The organism is Paraburkholderia fungorum (assembly GCF_902833645.1).
Lineage (GTDB): Bacteria > Pseudomonadota > Gammaproteobacteria > Burkholderiales > Burkholderiaceae > Paraburkholderia > Paraburkholderia fungorum.
On sequence record NZ_CADFGE010000012.1, the window covers coordinates 280,058 to 301,404 of the forward strand.

General features: G+C 63.9%; 14 protein-coding genes. 9 read left to right on the top strand and 5 right to left on the bottom strand.

Annotated features, from left to right (window positions below; all coding sequences use genetic code 11):
* The first annotated feature begins 24 nt into the window (after window positions 1-24).
* From HWX91_RS31065 to tagF, 7 genes are all read left to right on the top strand, one after another.
* Window positions 25-2,004, top strand: a complete 1,980-nt coding sequence (locus tag HWX91_RS31065; RefSeq protein ID WP_028200221.1) for a type VI secretion system Vgr family protein — start codon at window positions 25-27, stop codon at window positions 2,002-2,004.
* 6 nt (window positions 2,005-2,010) lie between these two features.
* Window positions 2,011-3,651: a type VI secretion system-associated FHA domain protein TagH gene (tagH, locus tag HWX91_RS31070; protein WP_028200222.1), complete on the top strand. Its 1,641-nt coding sequence runs from the start codon at window positions 2,011-2,013 to the stop codon at window positions 3,649-3,651.
* Window positions 3,648-4,295 carry a type VI secretion system lipoprotein TssJ gene (tssJ, locus tag HWX91_RS31075; protein WP_081833253.1) on the top strand — a complete coding sequence of 216 codons (648 nt, stop codon included), beginning with the start codon at window positions 3,648-3,650 and terminating at the stop codon, window positions 4,293-4,295. The genes tagH and tssJ overlap by 4 nt, the downstream gene beginning before the upstream one ends.
* A gap of 108 nt (window positions 4,296-4,403) precedes the next feature.
* The gene (gene tssK / locus HWX91_RS31080; RefSeq protein WP_028200223.1) at window positions 4,404-5,738 is read left to right on the top strand and encodes a type VI secretion system baseplate subunit TssK; all 1,335 of its coding nucleotides are present in this window, start codon (window positions 4,404-4,406) and stop codon (window positions 5,736-5,738) included.
* 6 nt (window positions 5,739-5,744) lie between these two features.
* Window positions 5,745-7,088 (top strand): DotU family type VI secretion system protein, encoded by a 1,344-nt coding sequence (locus HWX91_RS31085; protein ID WP_028200224.1) that lies wholly within the window; start codon window positions 5,745-5,747, stop codon window positions 7,086-7,088.
* 52 nt (window positions 7,089-7,140) lie between these two features.
* Window positions 7,141-10,713 (top strand): type VI secretion system membrane subunit TssM, encoded by a 3,573-nt coding sequence (tssM, locus tag HWX91_RS31090; RefSeq protein ID WP_028200225.1) that lies wholly within the window; start codon window positions 7,141-7,143, stop codon window positions 10,711-10,713.
* Entirely contained in the window at window positions 10,710-11,426 is a 717-nt protein-coding gene (tagF, locus tag HWX91_RS31095) for a type VI secretion system-associated protein TagF (RefSeq protein ID WP_042277208.1), read from the top strand. The genes tssM and tagF overlap by 4 nt, the downstream gene beginning before the upstream one ends.
* A 100-nt stretch (window positions 11,427-11,526) precedes the next feature.
* On the opposite strand, the gene HWX91_RS31100 is transcribed toward tagF, so the two are convergent.
* The 5 genes from HWX91_RS31100 to HWX91_RS31120 form a co-directional block, all read right to left on the bottom strand.
* Window positions 11,527-12,378: a PP2C family protein-serine/threonine phosphatase gene (locus HWX91_RS31100; RefSeq protein WP_028200226.1), complete on the bottom strand. Its 852-nt coding sequence runs from the start codon at window positions 12,376-12,378 to the stop codon at window positions 11,527-11,529.
* Window positions 12,379-12,843: 465 nt separating this feature from the next.
* Entirely contained in the window at window positions 12,844-14,424 is a 1,581-nt protein-coding gene (locus HWX91_RS31105) for an aspartate:alanine exchanger family transporter (protein ID WP_028200227.1), read from the bottom strand.
* A 153-nt stretch (window positions 14,425-14,577) separates the two neighbouring features.
* On the bottom strand, window positions 14,578-15,708 hold the full coding sequence (locus HWX91_RS31110; protein ID WP_028200228.1) for an acyl-CoA dehydrogenase family protein: 1,131 nt from the start codon (window positions 15,706-15,708) through the stop codon (window positions 14,578-14,580).
* A gap of 12 nt (window positions 15,709-15,720) precedes the next feature.
* A complete protein-coding gene (locus HWX91_RS31115) occupies window positions 15,721-16,929 on the bottom strand; it encodes an acyl-CoA dehydrogenase family protein (RefSeq protein ID WP_028200229.1) in 1,209 nt (402 codons plus the stop codon).
* A 104-nt stretch (window positions 16,930-17,033) separates the two neighbouring features.
* Window positions 17,034-19,154, bottom strand: a complete 2,121-nt coding sequence (locus tag HWX91_RS31120; RefSeq protein WP_028200230.1) for a 3-hydroxyacyl-CoA dehydrogenase NAD-binding domain-containing protein — start codon at window positions 19,152-19,154, stop codon at window positions 17,034-17,036.
* A gap of 166 nt (window positions 19,155-19,320) precedes the next feature.
* Between HWX91_RS31120 and HWX91_RS31125 the strand changes: the two genes are divergently transcribed.
* Both HWX91_RS31125 and HWX91_RS31130 read left to right on the top strand, forming a co-directional pair.
* The gene (locus HWX91_RS31125) at window positions 19,321-20,229 is read left to right on the top strand and encodes a LysR family transcriptional regulator (protein WP_028200231.1); all 909 of its coding nucleotides are present in this window, start codon (window positions 19,321-19,323) and stop codon (window positions 20,227-20,229) included.
* 115 nt (window positions 20,230-20,344) lie between these two features.
* Entirely contained in the window at window positions 20,345-20,533 is a 189-nt protein-coding gene (locus HWX91_RS31130) for a hypothetical protein (RefSeq protein WP_028200232.1), read from the top strand.
* The last annotated feature ends 814 nt before the right edge of the window (window positions 20,534-21,347 follow it).

A 21,347-nucleotide genomic window follows, 5' to 3' on the forward strand; every position in this document is an offset into this window, starting at 1 on the left:
GTGGCGACCTTGGCGACCACCCCCATGACCACTCAGAAGAACCGCCCGTGCGCCGTATCGAGCCCGCTTGGCGACGACGCGCTGCTGTTTGCCGGCATGAACGGCGACGACGAACTCGGCCGGCTCAGTGAATACCGGCTCGACCTGCTGAGCGAGAGCGGCTCGATCGTGCTGCACGACATTCTCGGGCAGCCGGTGGGCGTGCGCATCGACCGGCCGGGCGGCAACCCGCGGTATTTTCACGGCTACGTGACCGAGTTCGCGCACACCGGCTGGCGCGGCCGTTTCGCGACTTATCAGGCGACGCTGCACCATTGGCTATGGTTTCTCACGCGCGCGCACAACTGCCGGGTGTTTCAGAACAAGACGGTCGTCGAGATCATCAAGGACGTGTTCAACGACTATCCGGCGAGTTTCGACGCATCGCTTTCGAACACGTACGAGGCGCTGCCGTATTGCGTGCAATACCGTGAGACGGACTTTGCCTTCGTGAGCCGCCTGATGGAGTCGGCCGGCATCTACTATTTCTTCCGTCAGGATGCTTCGAGCCACACGCTCGTGCTCGCCGATTCGTACGCGGCGCACAACGCACTCGAGGACGCCGGATCGATCCGTTATCTGTCCGGTGGTGCGAGCGGTACACGGGGCATGGAATGCATCGACGAGTGGACGTTGCAGGGCGCGCTGCAAACGCACGAACAGAGCGCGGCGGATTTCAACTTCGAAATGGCGACCAGTCGCGAGGCCAGTATTCCGCTGGCGCAGGCCACGTTGCAATCGGACTTTGAGAACGCCTCCGCGGCGCGGTTCGATTATCCGGGTGGTTTTCTGACCGGGACCGCCGCCGAGACCGTGGTGCGCACGCGCATGGAAGCGGTCGAAGCGCAGGCGCAGCGCGCCAGTGGCCGCTCGAACGTATGCGCGATCACGCCGGGTGGACTGTTCGATCTGCACGACCATCCGCGAGCGGATCAGAACACCAGCTATCTCGTGACCGGCGCACGCTACGCAATTTCATACGGCGGCTACGAGTCGGCCGGCGGTGCGGCGGAAGGCCTGCAGTTTTCCTGCAGGTTCGACGCACTTGACAGCACGCATGCCTTTCGCACGCCGCTCACGACGCCGAGGCCCTCGATACGTGGCCCGCAGACCGCGTTCGTGACCGGCAATAACGATCAGGAAATCTGGACAGACCAGTACGGCCGCGTCAAGGTGCGCTTTCACTGGGATCGCTCCGGCGTCAGCGACGGCGACAGTTCATGCTGGGTGCGCGTTGCGCAGTCGTTCGCCGGCAAGCGTTGGGGTGCGCTGTTTCTGCCGCGTGTCGGACAGGAGGTGGTCGTCGAGTTTCTCGACGGCGATCCCGACCGGCCGCTGGTGACGGGCAGTGTCTACAACGCGGGCATGATGCCGCCTTACGCGCTGCCCGACAACGCCACGCGCTCGGCGATCAGGAGCGATTCGTTCAAAGGTGGCGAGACCTACAGCGAACTGCGCTTCGACGACAAGGGCGGCAGTGAGCAACTGTTTCTCTTCGCGGGCCGCAACCAGGACAACACCGTCAAGAACGACTCGCTCGAATCGGTGGGCAAGGACCGCCATCTTTCGATCGCCGGCAATCACTACGCCAAGGTGGCGGGCGACCGGCACGACACGGTAGTCGGCGCGCACAACGGCAAGATCGGCGGGACGCTCTCGTTCGACGTGACGGGCGACACCCAGCACAAGTCGGGCGGCAACATCGCGTTGAGTGCGGATGGCCGGATCGATCTCAAGGCCATGAATATCACGCTGGAAGCGGACCAGATGCTGACCTTGAAAGTCGGCGGCAGCACGATCGTACTCGCGGGCGAGAGTATCTCGATCTCGGGCCCGACCGTCGCTATCGTCGGCTCGGCGATGGTCAATATCAACGGCGGCGGGGCGAACAGCGGAGGTTCCGCGCAGGCGGCCTCGCCGCAAGCGCCCGAGGCGCCCACGGAGGCCGACGATGGTACGAGGTAATCCGTCATGTTCCTGATCCTTCGCGTCGAACACTATCGCAACGCGGCGGCGCCCGAGGCGATCGAAAGGAAGTTCGGAGTGGACGGCGGCACGATCGGCCGCTCAACCGACAACGACCTGGTCCTGCCCGACCCGGACAAACTTATTTCGCGCGCGCATGCCCGCATCGAGTTTCGGGACGGCAACTTTCTGATTCAGGACGTGGGCAGCAATCCTAGCGTGTTGAACGGAAGACCGTTGGGCGGCTCGCGACAGGCCCGTCTGACGCATGGCGACGATCTTGCAATAGGCGAGTATCTGTTGAGCGTGGTGGTGCAGGCCGAGGCGCCGGCGGTTATGGCGGCGCCGTCTTCAACGGCCGTTCCCAACGGTCTCGACGATCTGCTCGGTGCGGGCGGGGGTGTGCCCTTGCCCGATCCGCTGGCGGTGCCGGCGGGACTCGAGGCGCTGCAGATCGGCAGCGGGCCGGCGGACGATCCGCTTGGACTCAATGGCGCGCTGAACTCGCACGCGGGGCCGCTGGCCGATGCGTTGTTCGAACGCCCGTTGCTCGAACGGACACCGGGCTACAGCGGCTCGATGGGCACGCAGGCGGCGCCGGAGTCGTTGCCGTTTACCGGTGCGTCGATGGGCATTCCTACGGACTACGATCCGTTCGCCGATCTGGGGCATGGTGGTCGAGCTGATCGAGCGGGTCATGACACGGTGACGGCTGCGCCGCGGCATGCGCCGCCAATGAGTGAAGCGCCTGTGGCCGCGCCCGCGCCGGTGCTGCTGCCGGAGTTCACGATTCTCGGCCGCCCGGCACCGGTTCCGGCTGCACCGTTGCCGCCTGCGCATGATGATCGGGCGGATTCGCTATCGGCGCGCTCGCAGACTGCTCGGGTGGATACGCCGCCCGTGATTGCGCGAGCGGAGCCGGCCGGGCCGATGCCCGATGCGCGGCACGCAGAAGCGCCGTCTCAGCCGCCGGGTTTTGCGCACGCAGCCCAGCCAACCCCGCCGATCCACACCGCCGCGGCCGCTGCTGCTCCTGCCCCCACGTCCTCGCCGAGCCAGGACGCCATCCTGCAGGCGCTACTCAAGGGTCTCGGCGTGCCCGATCTGCCGCTCGGCTCGCGCAGCGCGGTGGACCTCGCCGAACTGGTCGGCCAGATGCTGCGCGAATCGCTGGGCGGCACCATCGACGTGCTGATGGCCCGTGCGTTGACCAAGAAGGAAATTCGCATCGACATGACGGTGATCGGCGTGCGCGACAACAATCCGCTGAAATTTTTCCCGGATGTGGATAGCGCGCTGATGCAGATGCTGTCGGGCCGTGGGGTGGGCTACCTGCCGCCGCTCAAGGCAATTTGGGCCTCGTTCGACGATATCAAGGCGCACGAGCTCGCGATGGTGGCCGGCATGCGCGCGGCGCTGCTCGACGTGCTCAAGCGTTTCGATCCGGCGGCGATCGAGAAGCGTATCTCGGCGCCGAGCGTGATGGACAAGATGCTCGGCGGCAACCGCAAGGCGCGCATGTGGGACCGCCAGGTCGAAATGTACGACGAGATGGTGCGCGAGGCCGACGACGACTTCCAGCGCCTGTTCGGCGAACGTTTCGCAAGCGCCTACGAAGACCAGATCGGACGCATCCGCTCGAAATGAAAACTCGTTCTCCGCTGGATCTGTTCCACCGCTCGCTGGCGATACCGTGCGAGAGCTTGCCCGCTGCGCGGCCACGGACGCCCGGTCATATGCGCCGCCTGCTGGTTCTTGGCGCGGCCGGCTCGCTGCTGGCCGGCTGCGGGATGATGGACAAACTGCCTTTGATCGGCAAAGCCAAACCGCCGCCGCCTCCACCGGCCCCGGCTGCGCCGCAACCGCAGCTTATCGACATCACGCTGAAGGCCGCCGCCGAACTGAATCCGGACATCACCGGCCGGCCCTCACCGCTTGCGGTGCGGCTTTATCAGTTGAAATCGGCGAGCAAGTTCGCCCATGCCGACTTCTTTGCGCTGTTCGATCACGACAGTGCGTTGCTCGGCGCCGACCTGCTGGCGCGCGAGGACCTTCTGATCGAACCCGGCACGAGCCGCACGGCGGTGCTGGAGCGCGCGAAGGAGCTTCGCCAGGTTGCCGTGCTGGCCGCGTATCGCGACGTCGACTCGGCGAGCTGGCGGGCGGTGATCGACGTATGGCCGGCCGAGGTGAAACGAGTCGAGGTTCGGCTCGAGGCACTGGGCGTTGCGATCGCGCCAGGGGCAGCGCCTGCGGTAGCGGCAAGTCAAGGCGGCGCGCCCCATTCGTAGAGTGAACAGCGCACATCGGCTGTCGGCAGGCGGGTAATGACAGTCCCGAACGCGTCAGCCAGGCAGACGAATTGATGAATCGAAGCATCACCGGAGTTAGCACACGCGATGTCCTGGAACAACAAAGTCATCTGGTCCGAGGGGATGTTTCTGCAGCCGCAGCATCTCCAGCAACACGACCGTTACCTGCACGCATTGGTCGAATCGCGAGCGGCCGGCCTGCGGCCGTATGGCTGGGGCTTCACCGCGCTCAGGCTCGACGACGCGCAACTCGCGCTCGGCAAGCTGGCGATTCTCGAATGCGCGGGCGTGCTGCCGGACGGCACGCCGTTCGCGCTCTCAGCCGACGAGGCCCCGCCGCCGGGCATCGACATTCCCGATGACGCACGCAACGCGCTCGTCGTGCTCGCGCTGCCGGTGCGCCGGCCCGGGATTCCGGAGGCCACGGCCGCGCCGTCCACCGACAGTTTCGCGCGCTACGGCACGCTTGAATACGAAGTGAACGACAGCAACTCGGACGGCACCGGCGCGGCACTGCTGCAGATCGGCAAGCTGCGCCTGAGACTCGCGTTCGAATCCGAAGTGGTGAATGCGCATGCATGCCTGGGCGTCGCGCGTGTGATCGAGCGGCGCGCGGACAACCGCGTCGTGCTCGATTCCGACTATGCGCCGCCGTGTCTCGACTTCCGGGTGGCGCCACGACTCGCCGCATTCGCCGACGAATTCACCGGACTGTTGCGCCAGCGCGGCGAGGCGCTCGCGAGCCGCCTGAGCGCGCCGGGCACAGGCGGCGCCGCCGAGATTCAGGACTTTCTGCTGCTGCAACTCGTCAATCGTGCCGAGCCGCTGATCGCTCATCTGGCGACCATGACCGGCTTGCACCCGGAAGAACTGTTCCGTGTTGCAGTGGCGCTGGCCGGCGAGTTGGCCACCTTCTCGCAGGCGAACAAGCGCACCGCGCAATACCCGGTGTACCGCCATGACCGCCTCGCCGAAACCTTCATGCCGGTGATTGCCGATCTGCGGCAGTCCTTGAGCATGGTGATGGATTCCGCCGTCGTGCCGATTCCGCTCGACGCTCGCAAGTTCGGCGTGCATGTCGCGGTGGTGCCCGACACCGAGCTCTACAAGTCGGCGATGTTCGTGCTCGCAGTCAACGCGCAGATGCCGGCCGAAACCGTGCGCAACAGCTTCGCGCAACAGGTCAAGATCGGGCCGGTAGAAAAGATCCGCGACCTCGTCAATTTGCAGCTTCCCGGCATCGCCTTGCGCGCACTGCCGGTCGCGCCACGGCAGTTGCCGTTCCACGCCGGCTTCACGTACTTCGAACTCGACCGCAGCAACGATCTGTGGAAGCTGTTGCCCACCTCGGCCGGCTTCGCAATGCATGTGGCGGGCGAGTTTCCGGGTCTGCAACTGACGTTCTGGGCCATCAGGAGATAGCCGATCATGAGTCGAGACGACTTCGCTGCGGATCAGGACGCGACCTTCCTGGTGCCGCGTCCGGGAGGCAAGGGCGCAACGCCCGGCGCGTCAGGCGGCGTGCCGGCGTCCCCGCCGCCAACCCAGCCACCCATGGCGGCATCCAGACCGGCCGACGCGCCTCTGTCCGGCCCGATCCCGACGAGCGGACTCAATCCGCTGTTGCGCGCGGCTAATCCGCTGCTCGATCTGATCGTGCCGCTGCGCCACATGTCGACCCATTCCGATCTCGAAGATCTGCGCCGCCGTCTCGTCGACGGCGTGCGTCAGTTCGAGAGCGAAGCCCGTGCGGCGAACCTCAGTGTCGAAACATTGTCGGCGGCGCGCTACGCGTTGTGCACCTTTCTCGACGAAACGGTGTCGAGCACGCCGTGGGGCGGGGGTGGGGCCTGGTCGGGGCGCAGCCTGCTGATCCTGTTCCACAACGAGGCGTCGGGCGGCGAGAAATTTTTCATGATCCTGCAGCGGCTCGCGCAGGACCCGCGCGCCAACCTCGAGGTGCTCGAACTGATGTACGTGTGTCTCGCGCTCGGCATGGAAGGGCGCTACCGCCTGATCGAAGGCGGCCGCGCACAACTCGACGTGTTGCGCGAGCGGCTGCTGGCGATGATCCGCGAGCGGCGCGGTCCGCTCGAACGCGATCTGTCGCCGCATTGGCAAGGTGTCGTGGACAAGCGCAATCCGCTGATGCGGATGCTGCCGATGTGGGTGCTCGCCGCGCTTACCGGCTTGATCCTGATGGCGCTGCAACTGGCGTTCTCGATCAGCTTGAACCGCGCGTCCGATCCGGTATTCGCCGCCTTGCACGGCGTGAGGACGGCGGTAGCCGCGCCTGCCGCCGTGCCCAAAGCCGCGGTCGCGCTCGAAGCTGTGAAGCCGCGCCTCGCTGCGTTTCTCGCGCCTGAGATCAGCCAGGGACTGGTCAGCGTTGTGGAGACGCCCGGCAAGTCGACGGTCACGCTGCATGGCGACGGCATGTTTGGCTCCGGCAGCGCGGATGTGTCACGCAGCTTCTATCCGCTGCTCGATCGTATCGGCGACGCGCTGAAAACTGTGCCGGGCCGCGTCGTGGTGGCGGGGCATACGGATGACCAGCGCATCGTGTCGGCGCGCTTCCCGTCGAACTGGCATTTGTCGCAAGCCCGGGCCGAAGCGGTCAGACAGGTGCTGGCCGCGCGCACCGGCTCCCCCGAGCGTTTCGCGGCCGAAGGCCGTGGCGACACCGAGCCGCTGGTGCCCAACGACAGCGCCGCGAACCGTGCGCGCAACCGGCGCGTGGATGTGACCGTCTTTACGTCGGGTACGCCGTGATCGCCGCGGTTACCACTGTGTTTCCGTTTTGTCTTTTGCCAGGTCATCTGTCATGAAACGTCTCTTTAGCTGGCTGACCCGCGCCTGGGTGCTGGCGTTGTTCGGCGCGCTCGCGCTTGCGTTGATCGTCTGGTTCGACGGGCCGTTGATCGCGTTCAACGGCAACGCGCCGCTGGAATCGGTGTCGAGCCGTATCACGCTGATCGCGATTATCTTTGTGCTGTGGGCCGGCTTCTTTGTCGGTAAATGGCTGATTGGACGGATCGCCAGTCTGAAGCTGATGCAGAGCGTGGCGGCGCAACCTGCCGCCGCCGATCCGGCCTTGGCGTCGGCATCGCCCGCGCCGTCTGCCAGTGACACGCGCTCGGCCGCCGAAGTGTCGGCGCTCAACCAGCGCTTCCAGGAAGCGCTGGCAATTCTGCGTCAGGCGCGCGGCGGCCGCCGCTTTGGCGGGCAGTATCTGTATCAGACACCGTGGTACATGTTCGTCGGTGCGCCGGGGGCGGGCAAGACCACTGCGCTGGTCCACTCGGGCCTGAAATTTCCGCTCGCCGACAAGCTCGGCAAGGAAGCGATTCGCGGCATTGGCGGTACGCGCAACTGCGACTGGTGGTTCACCGACGAGGCGGTGCTGCTCGACACGGCCGGCCGCTACACGACCCAGGACAGCGATTCCGAAGCCGACAAGGCGGCATGGACCGGCTTCCTGCAACTGCTGAAGAAATACCGGCGGCGCCGGCCGATCAACGGCGTGATCGTCGCGGTTTCGGTCGCGGATCTGTTGCGGCAATCCGAAGCCGATCGCAAGACGCAGGCGCAGGCAATCCGCGAACGAATCAAGGAACTGCATGAACGGCTCGGCATCCGCTTTCCGATCTACGTGCTGGTCACGAAGTGCGATCTGATGGCGGGCTTTGTGGAGTTCTTCGACGACCTCGGGCGCGAGGAGCGTGCAAGTGTCTGGGGCATGACATTTCCGGTGGCGGACGCGGCGAACATCGACCAGTTGCTGGCAACGTTCCCGGCTGAGTTCGACGCATTGGAAGCGCGCCTCCAGTCGCGCGTCCTCGAGCGCTTGCAACAGGAGCGGGATGTCCGGCGGCGCGCGTTGATCTATGGTTTTCCGCAACAGCTTGCGTCGTTGCGCGACCTGCTGGGCAGTTTTCTCGGCGACGTGTTCCAGTCGAGCCGTTATGAGGAAAACGCGCTGCTGCGCGGCGTGTATTTCACCAGCGGCACCCAGGAAGGCAGCCCGATCGACCGCGTGATGGGCGCGCTGGCGGCGAGCTTCGGCATCGATCGCCAGGTGCTGGTGGCGAATACGGCGAGCGGGCGCAGCTATTTCATTACGCGGCTTCTGCGCGACGTGCTGTTCCAGGAATCGGGTTTGGCCGGTGCCGACCTGCGTGTCGAGCGCCGCCGTGCGTGGCTGCAACGCGGCGCCTGGGTGCTGGCTGCCGGGCTGATCGTGCTGATGAGCGCGGGGCTCGTGACCAGTTACGTGCGCAACCGGAGCTACGTTCGCGAGGTTGCGTCACAGGTCGATGCGATCGATGCGCAGGCGCGCAATCTGGTGCCGAATGCGGGCGTGCTGAGCGTGTTGCCGCTGCTCGACGCCGCGCGTGACATTCCCGGCGGCTACGCGGATCGCAACGGCGGTGCGCCGTTTCTGATGACGCTCGGTCTGTATCAGGGCGACAAACTCGGCTCCGCCGCGCAGACTCTGTATCAGCGTCTGTTACGTCAGACCCTGCTGCCGCGAGTGGTCGGCCGCCTGAAAGAACAGTTGCGGCGCGGCGAAGCGAACAACCCGCAGTATCTGTACGAGACGCTGCGGGTCTATCTGATGCTGGGCGACCCGAATCATTTCGATGCCGAATCGGTGGGTGCATGGGCGGATTACGATTGGGACCGCAACCTCGCCGGGCATGTTACCGATGACCAGCGCAAGGATCTGTCGGCGCATATGACGGCGCTGCTCGACCATCTGCAGGACGACGGGCCGGTCACGCTCGACGCCGACCTGGTCGCTTCGACCCGCCAGGCGCTTGCCAGGATTCCGCTGCAACAGCGGGTCTACGCGTCGCTGCTGCGCAATCTGCAACACACCAGTTTGCCGGAGGTGTCGCTGGCCAGCGCGGCGGGACGCGACGCGGCAATCGTATTCGTGCGCAAGAGCGGCGAGCCGATGACACGCGGCGTGCCGGGCCTCTTTACCCGCGACGGCTACCGGCAATTTCTTGCACGCCGCGATCTGGCGGTGGCCGACGTCGTCAAGGACAACTGGATATTGGGCAAGGACGAGGCAGTCACCGACCCGGCGGCGGTCGAGCAACTGAATGCGCAGGTGCTCGAGCTTTACTATGACGATTACATCAGGCGTTGGGACGCGTTTCTGTCCGATGTCGGCATTGTGCCGTTTCACGATCTCGATCAGGCCGCGCGCGTGGTGAACGTACTCGCGCAGCCTACCTCGCCGCTGAAGAAATTCCTGAGCGTGGCGGCGAAGGAAACCACGCTCGGCGACGTCAAGCAGACCACCTTGATCGACACCGCCAAAGGCAAGCTCGACAGCGTCAAGAAGAAGCTGGAGAGCGCGCTTGCCTCGTCCGACGATGCGGCGCCCGCACCGGCGGCAACGTTGCAAAATCCCGTGGATCTGCATTTCGATTCGCTGCATCAACTCGCGGCGGCCGGCGCGGGCGGCGCTTCGCCGCTCGATTCGCAACTTGCGTCGCTTAACGAAGTATTCGTCTATCTCGATGCAGCCAATACCGCGAAGCGCCAAGGCGCGCCCGCACCGGCCTCGGATGCGTTGATGAAGCTGAAGCAGGGCGCCGAGGGCAAGCCGGCGCCCCTTGCTGCCATGCTCGCGGGGGTGGCGGACGCGGGATCGTCGCTGACGCTCGGCAGTGAGCGTGGGCGGCTGAGTTCACTGTGGGTGGCGAACGTCGCGTCGTTCTGCCACCAGGCGATCGACGGCCGCTACCCGCTCGTCCGTAGCGCCAGCAACGCGGTGACGCAGGACGACTTTGGCCGCGTGTTTGCGCCAGGCGGTCTGATCGACGATTTCTTCCAGCATAACCTGATGCCCTACGTCGATATGTCGAAGACGCGCTGGAGCTGGCGGCCTTTCGGCAATGTGTCGCTTGGTATTCCCGAGGATGTGCTCACGCAGTTCCAGCGCGCCGCGCAGATTCGCGATGCGTTCTTTTCCGGTGGCGGCAAGATGGCCTCGGCCCGCTTCGAGCTGAAGCCCGTCACGATGGATGCTGCCGTGACGCAGTTCACGCTCGACATCGATGGGCAGACGCTCACGTATGGACATGGTCCCACGCGTTCGACCGCGTTTCAGTGGCCTAACGGAAAGGTGTCGAGTTCGGTGCGGGTCGACTATGCGCCGCCAGGGGCGGGCGGCAGCAGCGGTTACTCTACCGATGGCCCGTGGGCATGGTTCAGGATGATCGACAAGGGTGTGCTGGAGCCGACCGCGCAGCGCGACCGCTACAACCTCACACTGGACCTCGACGGCCGCAAGGTCACGCTGGAGCTGCGCGCGAGCAGTGTGGTGAATCCGTTCAATCTCGACGCGCTCAACAAATTCACCTGCCCGGCGAAGCTATGAGCGAGGGGCTCGATACACCGGGGTTTTTCGGCAAGGCCATTACGCATGGGGATTTTCTGTCGCGACGCCTGCCCGCGTCCTTTCTCGATCCTTGGGACGACTGGCTGCAGCGCGGGCTGCACGCGAGCCGGCAGCAGTTGGGTGCCGACTGGCTCGGCGCATATCTGACGAGCCCGGTGTGGCGCTTTGTGCTTGGACGCGGCGTGTGTGGAGAGCGAACCTGGGCGGGCGTGATGATGCCTGGCATCGATCGGGTGGGGCGCTATTTTCCGCTGACTATCGTGGCGGGTTGCGACGCGGCTATTGATCCCGTCGAATGGCTTGGCGCGAGTGGCGAGTGGTACGGCCGCCTGGACGTGCTTGCACGGTCGACGCTCGACGAACGCTTTCAGATCGACGCGTTCGATGCGGCGCTCGTGCAACTGGCCGCGCCCGGCGTGCCTGCGGTGCGTGGCGAACAGGCGGCGTTGTGTCTGCCACTGGCTTCGTGCTCGGGCGCTGAACTTGCCGACGGCGTGCACACGCTGATGAACGATCTGGTGGTGACCTGCGCGGCCGGGTGCAGCTTCTGGTGGAGCGAAGGCGGCACGGCAGGTGAAACCGTGCTGCTTGCATGCGAGGGCTTGCCTGCCGGGCGACGGTTCAGTGCACTGGTGGGGGCCGGGTGGGAAGCCTCGGGCTGGACGATCTTACGCCGAGGCACCGCACGTTGAAGCAGGTTGTTTTGTGAGCAGCACGGGAAGAGATGGTTCGCTTTCCCATGCTCCCATGCAGATCGGGGCCGGTTAATGCGCAGAATGAGTGGTCCCGACGCTACGCGTCGAACCAGACCAGCACTACCGTGATGTTGTCCTTGCCGCCGTGCTGTTTGGCGAGTTCGACAAGCTGGTGGCTGCACGTTGCCAGCGTGTCGGGCGTGGCGTTGCGCAACACGTTGACAATCTGCTGGTCGTTCAGCATGCCATGCAGACCATCCGAGCACAGCAGATAAAGATCGCCCGGCCTTGGCGTGAGCCGGTGCACCTCAGGCTCGACCATGGGCGACGGACCGATAGCTTGCAGCAACTCGTTACGCCCGGGCAGATTGACGGTGATGCCGGCGTCGAGTGCCTTTTGATAGAGCGTCTGGTCGCTCGTGATCTGCAGCATCCGGCTATCGCGCCAGCGATAGAGCCGGCTGTCGCCGACATGGAACACCACCATGGTCGCCGATTGAGGCTGGCGCCAGATACCGGTCATGGTGGTGCCCATGCCGCGGCCATCGGGGCGCATGTCGCTGCGATTCATCGCGTAGAGCTGATCGTTGACGTGTTCGACTGCCCGCGTTGCAACAGTAATAGCCGGGTGCGTGCCCTGCGGCGCGGTTCCGTCTGACTGTGCCGAATATCGGCCGGGCAAGGTCGCATCAGGATCGTCGCGCGGCTCATGATGGAACGCGTGCGGATCGACCTCTGCGATGAACTGATGGAACAGCGCCAGCGCCTCGGTGCTCGCGACCTCGCCGGCATCGTGACCGCCCATGCCGTCGCACACGATGGCAAGACCGAGTGCGTCGTCAACCAGGAAATTGTCTTCGTTGTTGCGGCGCACGAGTCCGATATCGGATAGGCCGAATGCGTAACCCGTAGCGAGGCGGTAAGTCTGATTGGGCGAGGTGGGTTTCAAGTGAGTCGTGTCGAGTCAACGCAGGCCGAAAGGAGCGAAAGCATCTTGTTTCAAGCCATTATCCATAAAGACCTATCGACGTCAACGATTAAAGATGCTGTGCGGACGAGCGCAAATGGCTGGATGGGGAAAGGGCCGCCGCTGAACCATTTAGGGGAACGTAGGGGGAACGGCAGCGACGTAGCCTGACTCGTTGCGTATCGCCGCGACGATCGCGCGAGTTGTGGAGGGGGTGTCGACGCGCTGCTCGGCACCGTTGAAACGGAAACGAGGCTGAGCATCGACAAGCGCGGCAAGGTCGGCGATCAGTGAAAACGATCTGAGCAGGTAATGGCGACTGACAAACTAGCGTATCTGAAGCGTTTTCGTCCGAATGCGAGACGCGTTGAACTCGCGAATCTGATTGGAGCGCAACTGGCGACCCTGCCTGCAGGTCGGGACGCCGCGTTCAATGAACGTAGCCTCTCACCACAACCTCGCCGCGACATCCACTAACAGTATCTTCACGATCGTCATAGCCGGAAAGATCATCGCGTAGCCGATGTCCGGCTTGTCGGTGGCCGTTAGCTTATTGGCGAACGCAAGGATCGCCGGATTGCCACAGGCGCCGGCGACGATACCCGCCACTTCGTCATAGGGCAGCCGGTACACCAGGAGGCCGAGGATCAGAACCGGCACGGCCAGCGCGAGCAGCACGATTGCACCAAGCGCAAGCATCAGCAAGCCGGTCTGCGAGACAGTTGCGGCGAACTTCGGCCCTGACGCCATGCCGACCTGCGCAAGAAAAATCGTCAGCCCGAGGTTGCGCAGCACGAGGTTCGCGGGCAGCGGCATCGTCCAGTTGACGCTGCCGGTTCGGCGCAGTTTGCCTAACACGAGCGCCACGATCAACACGCCGCACAAACCGAGCGCGAGCTTGCCCAGACCCGGCAGCGGAATCTGGATCGCACCGACCAGAAAACCCAGCGCCATCCCCAGACCGACCGAAATGTAGCTGAACTCGGCGGTGCCCTTGATCGAATCGCCAAAGAAGGTCCGCAATGCCGGAAACGCCGCGCGCTGCGTCAGCAAGCCAACACGATCGCCGTATTCGAGGATGAGATCGGGGTTCGGCATGACGTCCGCGTCGCCGCGCCGCACATGCGCGACGATCGAACCGTCGGGCATCTTCAGTTCGCCGAGTGTGCGGCCCACTACATTCGCCCGCGACGCGAACACGCGCAGATAGTCGAGGTCGCCACGGTCTCGCAGAACCCGTCCAGGGGCTGCTTCGCCAAGCCGCTTGCGAGCTTCGGCCAGTGCGTCTTTTTCCGGACTGACGGCGAGCACGACGTCGTTCTCGGTCAGCACGAGTTCAGGCGTGGCCGGCGCGTTGTGATGCGCGCTGCGTACCGCGACGATCTGTACGTTGGCGGGTAGGGCGGCAACCGTCTCGCCGAGCGTCTTGCCGCTGAAAACAGGATTGCGCAGCGCGATTTCGAGGATTTCAAGGCCGGTGCTGGAGGCCGTTCTGATCTTCGGCGCGAGGATCGCGAATGCCAGATAGAGCAACAGGATCGGACCGGCGACGCCAAATGGGTAGGATACCGAATAGCCGACTGCTGCGTCTTCGGTGCCGAGACTTGCAATTGCCGCCTGCAACGCAGCCGTGCTGGTGCCCGAACCGGAGAAGAGACCGAGTGCATAGCCCGGATTCAGGTGCATGATTCTCTGAATCGCGAAGCTCGCTGCCCCCGCGCATAGCACGCCGATCAACGCGAGCATGTTCGCACGCCGGCCGGCGGCGTTGGTCAGCCCGAGGAAAAACTGTTTGCCATATTGCACGCCGACTGTGTAGAGGAAGAGCGACAAGCCGAGCGTGCCGATCATGGGCGCGGGCGCTGACTTCGGCGCAAACCAGCCGGCGGCGAGTGCGACGAACAACACGGCGCCGACGCCAAGTGAAAACCCTTTGATATTGATTTCGCCGACGAAATAACCTACCGCGATGGTAAGGAACAACGTCATTAAGGGCTGCTGCTCGAGAAGCGTCTTCAGGAAATCCACGTTGCCTCCGATAGGGGGTGAGACGTCGGGTTCTGCCGGTTTCCTGCGACTGCGCTGCTTATGCTGAATGAGTCAGAGAGCCGCCCTCGCGGGCGGGATGTTCGCCAGTATCTAACAGATTGCGGTTTTTTTCTTTGTGTTTGAAACCAGCCCTCAACCTTTGCCGAGTGCGATATACCGTTCGAGATGGTGATCTTCATCGCCCAGTTGATGGTCGATCATCACGAGGCGTTTTGCATAGTGAGCGAGCGGCAACTCCCATGTCATGCCGATACCGCCATGCAGTTGAATACACTCCTCGGCGACCAACGCGCCAATCCTGCCAATGCTGTACTTTGCCGCTGACATGGCGCGTTCCCGCACCGTGCGTTCAGACTCGAGCGCTGCCGCGGCGTTGATCACCGCCGAGCGTGCCTGTTCGATCTCGAGCAGCAGATCGGCCATGCGATGTTGCAAGGCCTGGAAGCTGCCGATCGGCACGCCGAACTGCTTGCGTGTGCGCAGATACTCGAGCGTGTAATCTTTCGCGACATCCATCGCACCCACCGCTTCGGAGCACAAGGCAAGCACGCCGCAACTGATCGCGTATTCGAGCGGCGCAAAACCTTCACCCGTCATACCGAGCATGGCGTCGTCACTCAGCGTGACATTGTCGAACGTCAGCTCGGCTGCACGGCCGCCGTCGATCTTGCGGTAGCCGCGCACGCTGACACCTGCCGCGTCGCGCGGGACGAGAAAGAGGGTGATGCCAGCTTCCTCGTCCTCGGCGCCAGTAGTGCGTGCCGAGACGAGAAAGAGGGCAGCGTTCTCGCCTTGCTGGACCACCGCTTTCGCGCCGTTAAGCTTCCACTGGTTGCCGTTGCGTGCCGCGCGTGTCGTTACGCGTGAGAGTTCGTAGTGGCCATCCGGCTCGCCATGCGCGAGCGCCGCGATGCGGGAGCCGTCGATCAGATCTCCGAGCGTGGCTTTTTGTGTGTCACTGCCGGCACGCGCGATTGCCTGGCCGACGATCAACGTATCGAGAAACGGCTCGACCACGAGTCCGCGACCCAGACACTCGAATACGACCGCGATATCGAAGCCGCCGCCGCCAAAACCGCCATCCGCTTCATCGAACAACGCGCCGACAATGCCGAGTTCCGCAAATCGATTCCATAGGTCTGCGCTAAAGCCTTCAGGCGAGCGTGCAATCCGGTCGCGTGTTTCGAAACCGTATTGCTCCGTGATGAAGCGGTTGAGCGTGTCCGCCAGCATGCGGCGGTCTTCGGTATGCTGAAAATTCATGGTGTTTGCCCCTTACAGTCCCAGGATCATTTTGGAAATGATGTTCTTCTGGATTTCGTTGGAACCGCCGAAGATCGACAGCTTGCGGTTATTGAAGTAAAGCGACGCAGCGCTCGCCGCTTCGTCGGGGCCGACCGGCGTGCCTTCGAAACCGTCGTACAAGGCTTCCTCGACAAACGGCTGCGCGTATGGTCCCATCGCGCGGCGCGTCAGCGAAGAGATTTCCTGGCGGATCTCGGTGCCGCGAATCTTCAGCATCGAACTTTCGGCGCCCGGTACGCCGCCGCCGGCCACTGCTGCGATCACACGCAGGTTGGTGGTCTTCATGTTTTCCAGATCGATCTCGACGCGTGCCATGCGGGCGGCAAACGCCGGATTATCCGCGAGCGGCCTGCCGTTGCGCCGCTGTTTCGCAGCGATCTTGCGCAACCGGTTGAAGGCGGCCACCGAGAAGCCGACGCCCGCGATATTGGTCCGCTCGTACGTGAGCAGATATTTGGCGTAGGTCCAGCCCTTGTTTTCTTCGCCCACGAGGTTCTCGACGGGCACGCGGACGTCCGTGAAAAACACCTCGTTGACTTCGTGCTCGCCGTCGAGCGTGATGATCGGGCGCACTTCGACACCCGGCGTATTCATATCGATCAGCAGGAAGCTGATGCCTTCCTGCTTGCGCACGTCGGTCGCGCTGCGCACGAGACAGAAAATCATGTTCGCGTAGTGGCCGAGCGTGGTCCACGTTTTCTGGCCGTTGACGATATAGTGCTCGCCTTGCGCGTCGCTGCCGCGTATCGCGGTGGTCTTGACCGACGCGAGGTCCGAGCCCGCGCCTGGTTCCGAGTAGCCTTGGCACCACCAGTCGGAGCCATCGAGAATGCGGGGCAACCAGTGCTGTTTTTGCGCCTCGTTGCCGTATTTGATCAATACCGGGCCGAGCATGTTGACGCCGAACGGCACGACACGCGGCGCACCCGCCAACGCGCATTCGTTCTCGAAGATAAATTTTTGCACGGCGTTCCAGCCGGGGCCGCCGTACTCCTTCGGCCAATGATTGGCGAGCCAGCCTTGCGCGTTAAGAATCGCGTGCCATTCGGCCATGTCGTCGCGTGTGAGGCGGCGGCCGCCGTGTACTTTGTCGGCGAGGCGTTGCGGGAGCTTGTCGCGCAAGAAGCGCTGTACTTCGGCGCGAAACGCCTCTTCTTCAGGCGTGAAGTTCAGATCCATGATGGGTTCTTTCCTTGATGTTTAGCGGGCCCGTGGGCCGGTTGACCGGTGAGGCTCAGGCCATCGCCGGTCAGCATGCGCCATGCGCCAGATGGCGGGCGCTCTCAAGCTGTCAGGTTGAGGCTCGCGAAATCGGCGCCGCGTTCGACCAGGTCGACCAGCAATGGCGACGCGCGCCAGAACAGCGGGTCTTCTTTCGCGAACTCGCGAATGTCCGCGAGAACGGTGGCGAGGCCCACCGTATCGGCGTATTTCATCGGGCCGCCGCGATAGCGCGGAAAACCGTAGCCATAGAGGAAGGTCACGTCGACGTCGAGCGGGCGCAGCGCGATGCCTTCGTGCACGACGTTTGCCCCTTCGTTGATCATGGCGGCCATGTAACGGCGGATGATTTCTTCGTCGGTGAACGTGCGCGGCGTGACGCCGGCGCGCTCACGCTCGGCTTCGATGATGGCTTCGACCTCGGGGTCGGGCGTGCCGGTACGCGAACCTTCGGGGTACAGATAGAAACCGCGGCCGGTCTTCTGGCCGAACCAGCCGCGTTCGCACAGACGGTCGGCGATCTGCACGTAGCGTGCGTCGGGGTTGCGGGTGGCGGCGCGCCGTTTGCGCGTGGCCCAGCCAATGTCGCCGCCCGCCAGGTCGACGACCTGGAACGGGCCCATCGGGAAGCCGAACGCGCGCACGGCCGCATCGATCTGATAGGGCGACGCGCCGTCTTCCATCATCGCGTCCGCCGCGCTGCGATACACCGCCAGCACGCGATTGCCGATAAAGCCGTCGCATACGCCGGCCCGCACCGGTGTCTTGCGCAGCTTCTTCGCGAGTTCGAACGCCGTGGCCACCACGTCTGCGCTGACCTGCTTGGGCACGACCACTTCCAGCAGCTTCATGATGTTGGCGGGCGAGAAGAAGTGCAGGCCGATCACGTCCGCGGGGCGCGAAATGCTGGCCGCAATCGCGTCGATGTCGAGATACGAAGTGTTGGTGGCGAGCACCGCGCCGGCCTTGCAGACACGGTCGAGTTCGGCGAATACCGATTGTTTCACCGACAGGTCCTCGAACACGGCTTCGATCACCAGATCGGCGTCGGCGAGTGCGTCGTACGAGGTGCTGCCCTGCCAGCGCGTCATCACGTCCGCTTTCTTCTCCGCAGTCATGCGGCCTTTGGCGATCATGCCGTCGTAGACCTTTTCGATGTGCGCGCGGCCGCGTGCGAGCGACGCGTCGTCGCGTTCGATCATCGTTACGGGCAGGCCCGCATCGAGCACGGCGACGGCGATGCCCGCGCCCATGGTGCCGCCGCCCACTACGCCGATCCGGTTCAGTGCCCGTGGTTTGGCGTCGCGTGTTTCCGGCGCCTTGAGCACCTCGCGTTCGGCAAAGAACGCGTGAATCAGGCCGGCCCGCTGCGGGCTATCGAGGCATTCCAGGAACAGCTTGCGCTCGAGCCGCAGGCCGTCTTCGAATGGTTGTTCGACAGCGGCTTGCACGGCATCGACTATCTTGAGCGGAGAGAACAGCCCACGCGATTTCTTCGCCGTTTCCGCGCGCGCGGCAGCGATGGCGGCGAGGCTCGCGGCGCGGTCGCTTAGTGCGGCGGCGTCGCGTGTGCGGCGCACCGGCGCGTGAGCGGCCAGTAGTTCGTGCACATAGGCGAGGCCTTCCGCGAGGACGTCGCCGCTGCTGCCGAGCCGGTCGATGAGGCCGAGCGTGAGCGCTTCCTTCGCGCCGGCATGGCGGCCGCTCAGGATCAGGTCAAGGGCGGCTGGCGCGCCGATCAGGCGCGGCGTGCGCTGAGTGCCGCCCGCACCCGGCAGCAGGCCGAGTTGCACTTCGGGCAAGCCGAGCTTCGCGCCATCCACGGCAAGCCGGTAGTGTGCCGCGAGAGCCACTTCCAGCCCGCCGCCGAGCGCGGCGCCGTGGATCGCGGCCACCACCGGCTTCGCACACGCTTCGATGCGATTGCACACGTCCGGCAGCGAAGGCGGCACCGGCGGCTTGCCGAACTCGCGAATATCCGCACCCGCGATGAAATTGCGCCCGGCGCCGACGATCAGCACCGCCTCGACGGCCTTGTCGGTCTCCGCGGCTTCGATGGCGGCGAGCAGGCCGCGCCGCACGTCGGCGGACAACGCGTTGACCGGCGCGTGGTCGACGGTGACCAGCAGGACTTTGCCGCGCAGTTCGCGCGTGACAACGTCGGCGGAAGGGGTGGGGGTCATCGTGTCGTCTCCTGACTGTTTGCTAGCGAATCAACTCGGATCAAATCGAGCCAGATCGGGGCATACCGGGTCTGGCGAATTCTGTGATTCTCGGTTGGTCAAGGTTTATTGACAATTACATAGTCCGTTGACAGACTGTCAAAATTATTTTGACAAAGGCAGCATCATGGACGTCAATTCGCTGACCCTGCTCGTCGATATTCTCGATGCGGGCAACCTGAGCGAAGCTGCCCGCCGGCTGAAAATGAGCCGGGCGAACGTGAGTTACCACCTGAACCAGTTGGAGCGCTCGATCGGCCTGCAACTGGTGAGGCGCACCACACGCCGGGTCGAGGCGACTGAAATCGGCCTGCAGTTGTACGAGCATGGCCGCACGATTCAGAACGCGCTGCTGGCTGCGCGCGAGTCGGTCACCACGCTCGGGCAGAGCTTGCAGGGGCGGGTGCGATTGAGTGTGCCGAGCGGCTATGGGCAACTGGTGATGTCGGATTGGCTGATTGCGTTCAAGCGTCTCTATCCCGGCATCGTGCTCGACGTGATGTTTGAGAATCGCGTTGAGGATCTGATGCGCGACGAGGTCGACATTGCGGTTCGGGTGATGTCCGAGCCGCCGCAGAATCTCGTCGCGCGCGACATGGGGCCGGTGCGCTACGTTGCGTGTGCTTCGCCGGATTTTGCCGGAAGCCGCGGCATGCCGGTGCGGCTTGACGATTTGCGCACGGCGCCGGTGATTACGTCGGCGGTGGTTGGCAGACAATTGCGGGTGGCCGCGTATCTGCGTGAAGAGCGCCATGAAGTGCTGCTCGAACCGGCGATTATTTCGGAAAACTTTCTGTTCTTGCGTCAGGCGGTGCTGGCGGGCCTGGGTGTCGGACTGGTGCCGGACTACGTGGTGCAGGACGACCTGCGTCGCGGCGCTGTGGTGACGGCGCTGGATGAATGGCGGTTGAGCATCTTCGGTACGCACATGTACATGCTCTATATGCCGAATCGTCATCACACGCGGGCGGCGGCGAGTTTTATCGAGTTCATTCTGGAGCAGGCGCACGGCAGCGGGAGAGGCGGCGCCGGCTGAACCGGAGCGGAGCGATTTTCTTCCTGGTTACACCGCTGCGCGGCTCACGGTATGCTTGGCAAAACGGCGCGATAGCCGTGCAGGTGGCGGCACACGAACCTCGGGGGAGACGCAGATGAAATGGTGGGTCGCATGTTTCGCGATGCTTGCAATCGCCATTGTGGTTGTGCTGGCCTCGCGTTTGCCGGGCGAGGACGCCATCCGTCTCGCGGGCTATGCGGGCACGGCGGTTTTCGCCGCGCTGGTTGGCTTGCTGATTCGCTGGCGCGCAAATCGTGGTCAACGCAACAAACGCGCGGGGTGAGTGCGGCAATCCCGAGTCAAATTTTTTACTGAATGAGAACGATGCATTGTCACATTCGGTTGATATACAGGAGTTGCAATCCGCGTAGGAGATTGATTTGGACGCTCGAAAATCGGTGTTACATGTCGTCGAACCTGCCACGAAGCATCCATTTGAGAGTTGCTTCCTTGACCTCGGCGGCCACTCCGCCGAGCGAGCCTTGACGGTGCTGACTGCAGCGGTTCATGCTGCCCAGCGTGAAATGAATGCATTTGACTGGATTACAGACGCGCTCCCTGGCGCCACGCTCAAACCGGCCCTGGCATTCGGCACGGTTGGCGAACTGTACCGCTCATACACCCGACCCGCGGAACTAGGCCGCCTGAAAGGCGTACTACGTTCCTGACGAGGATATTTCACGGACGTGATCGAATAGCGCGAGTAGAAACGACGACGATATTCGAGCGCGACGCGACACACGACGACTTGATCAGTGAGTCACACCAGGAAACGGTAGCGCAACCGCTCCCCAGGTTTCCCTGGCAGACCCGTCCGCGACGCGCGCAGTGCGGAGTGGGAGCTGATGAGCGCTTTGTCGCTAACGCGGAGTGCGCGGGAACACGGATTCCAGATGCACCACTACCGTGGCTGCGCGGGGGACCCGCTTATGAGCTGGCGGTGTAAAGCCGCTTTCTTTTGCCTACTTTTCTTTGCGGCAGGCAAAGAAAAGTAGGTGTGTGGTGGTCAAGTAATCCTGGACACTTTTTCCGCTTTCCACTTTTTCTGCATGGTGACTTCGTATTCGGCGGGCGGCATGTTGCCGGCCGCCGAATGC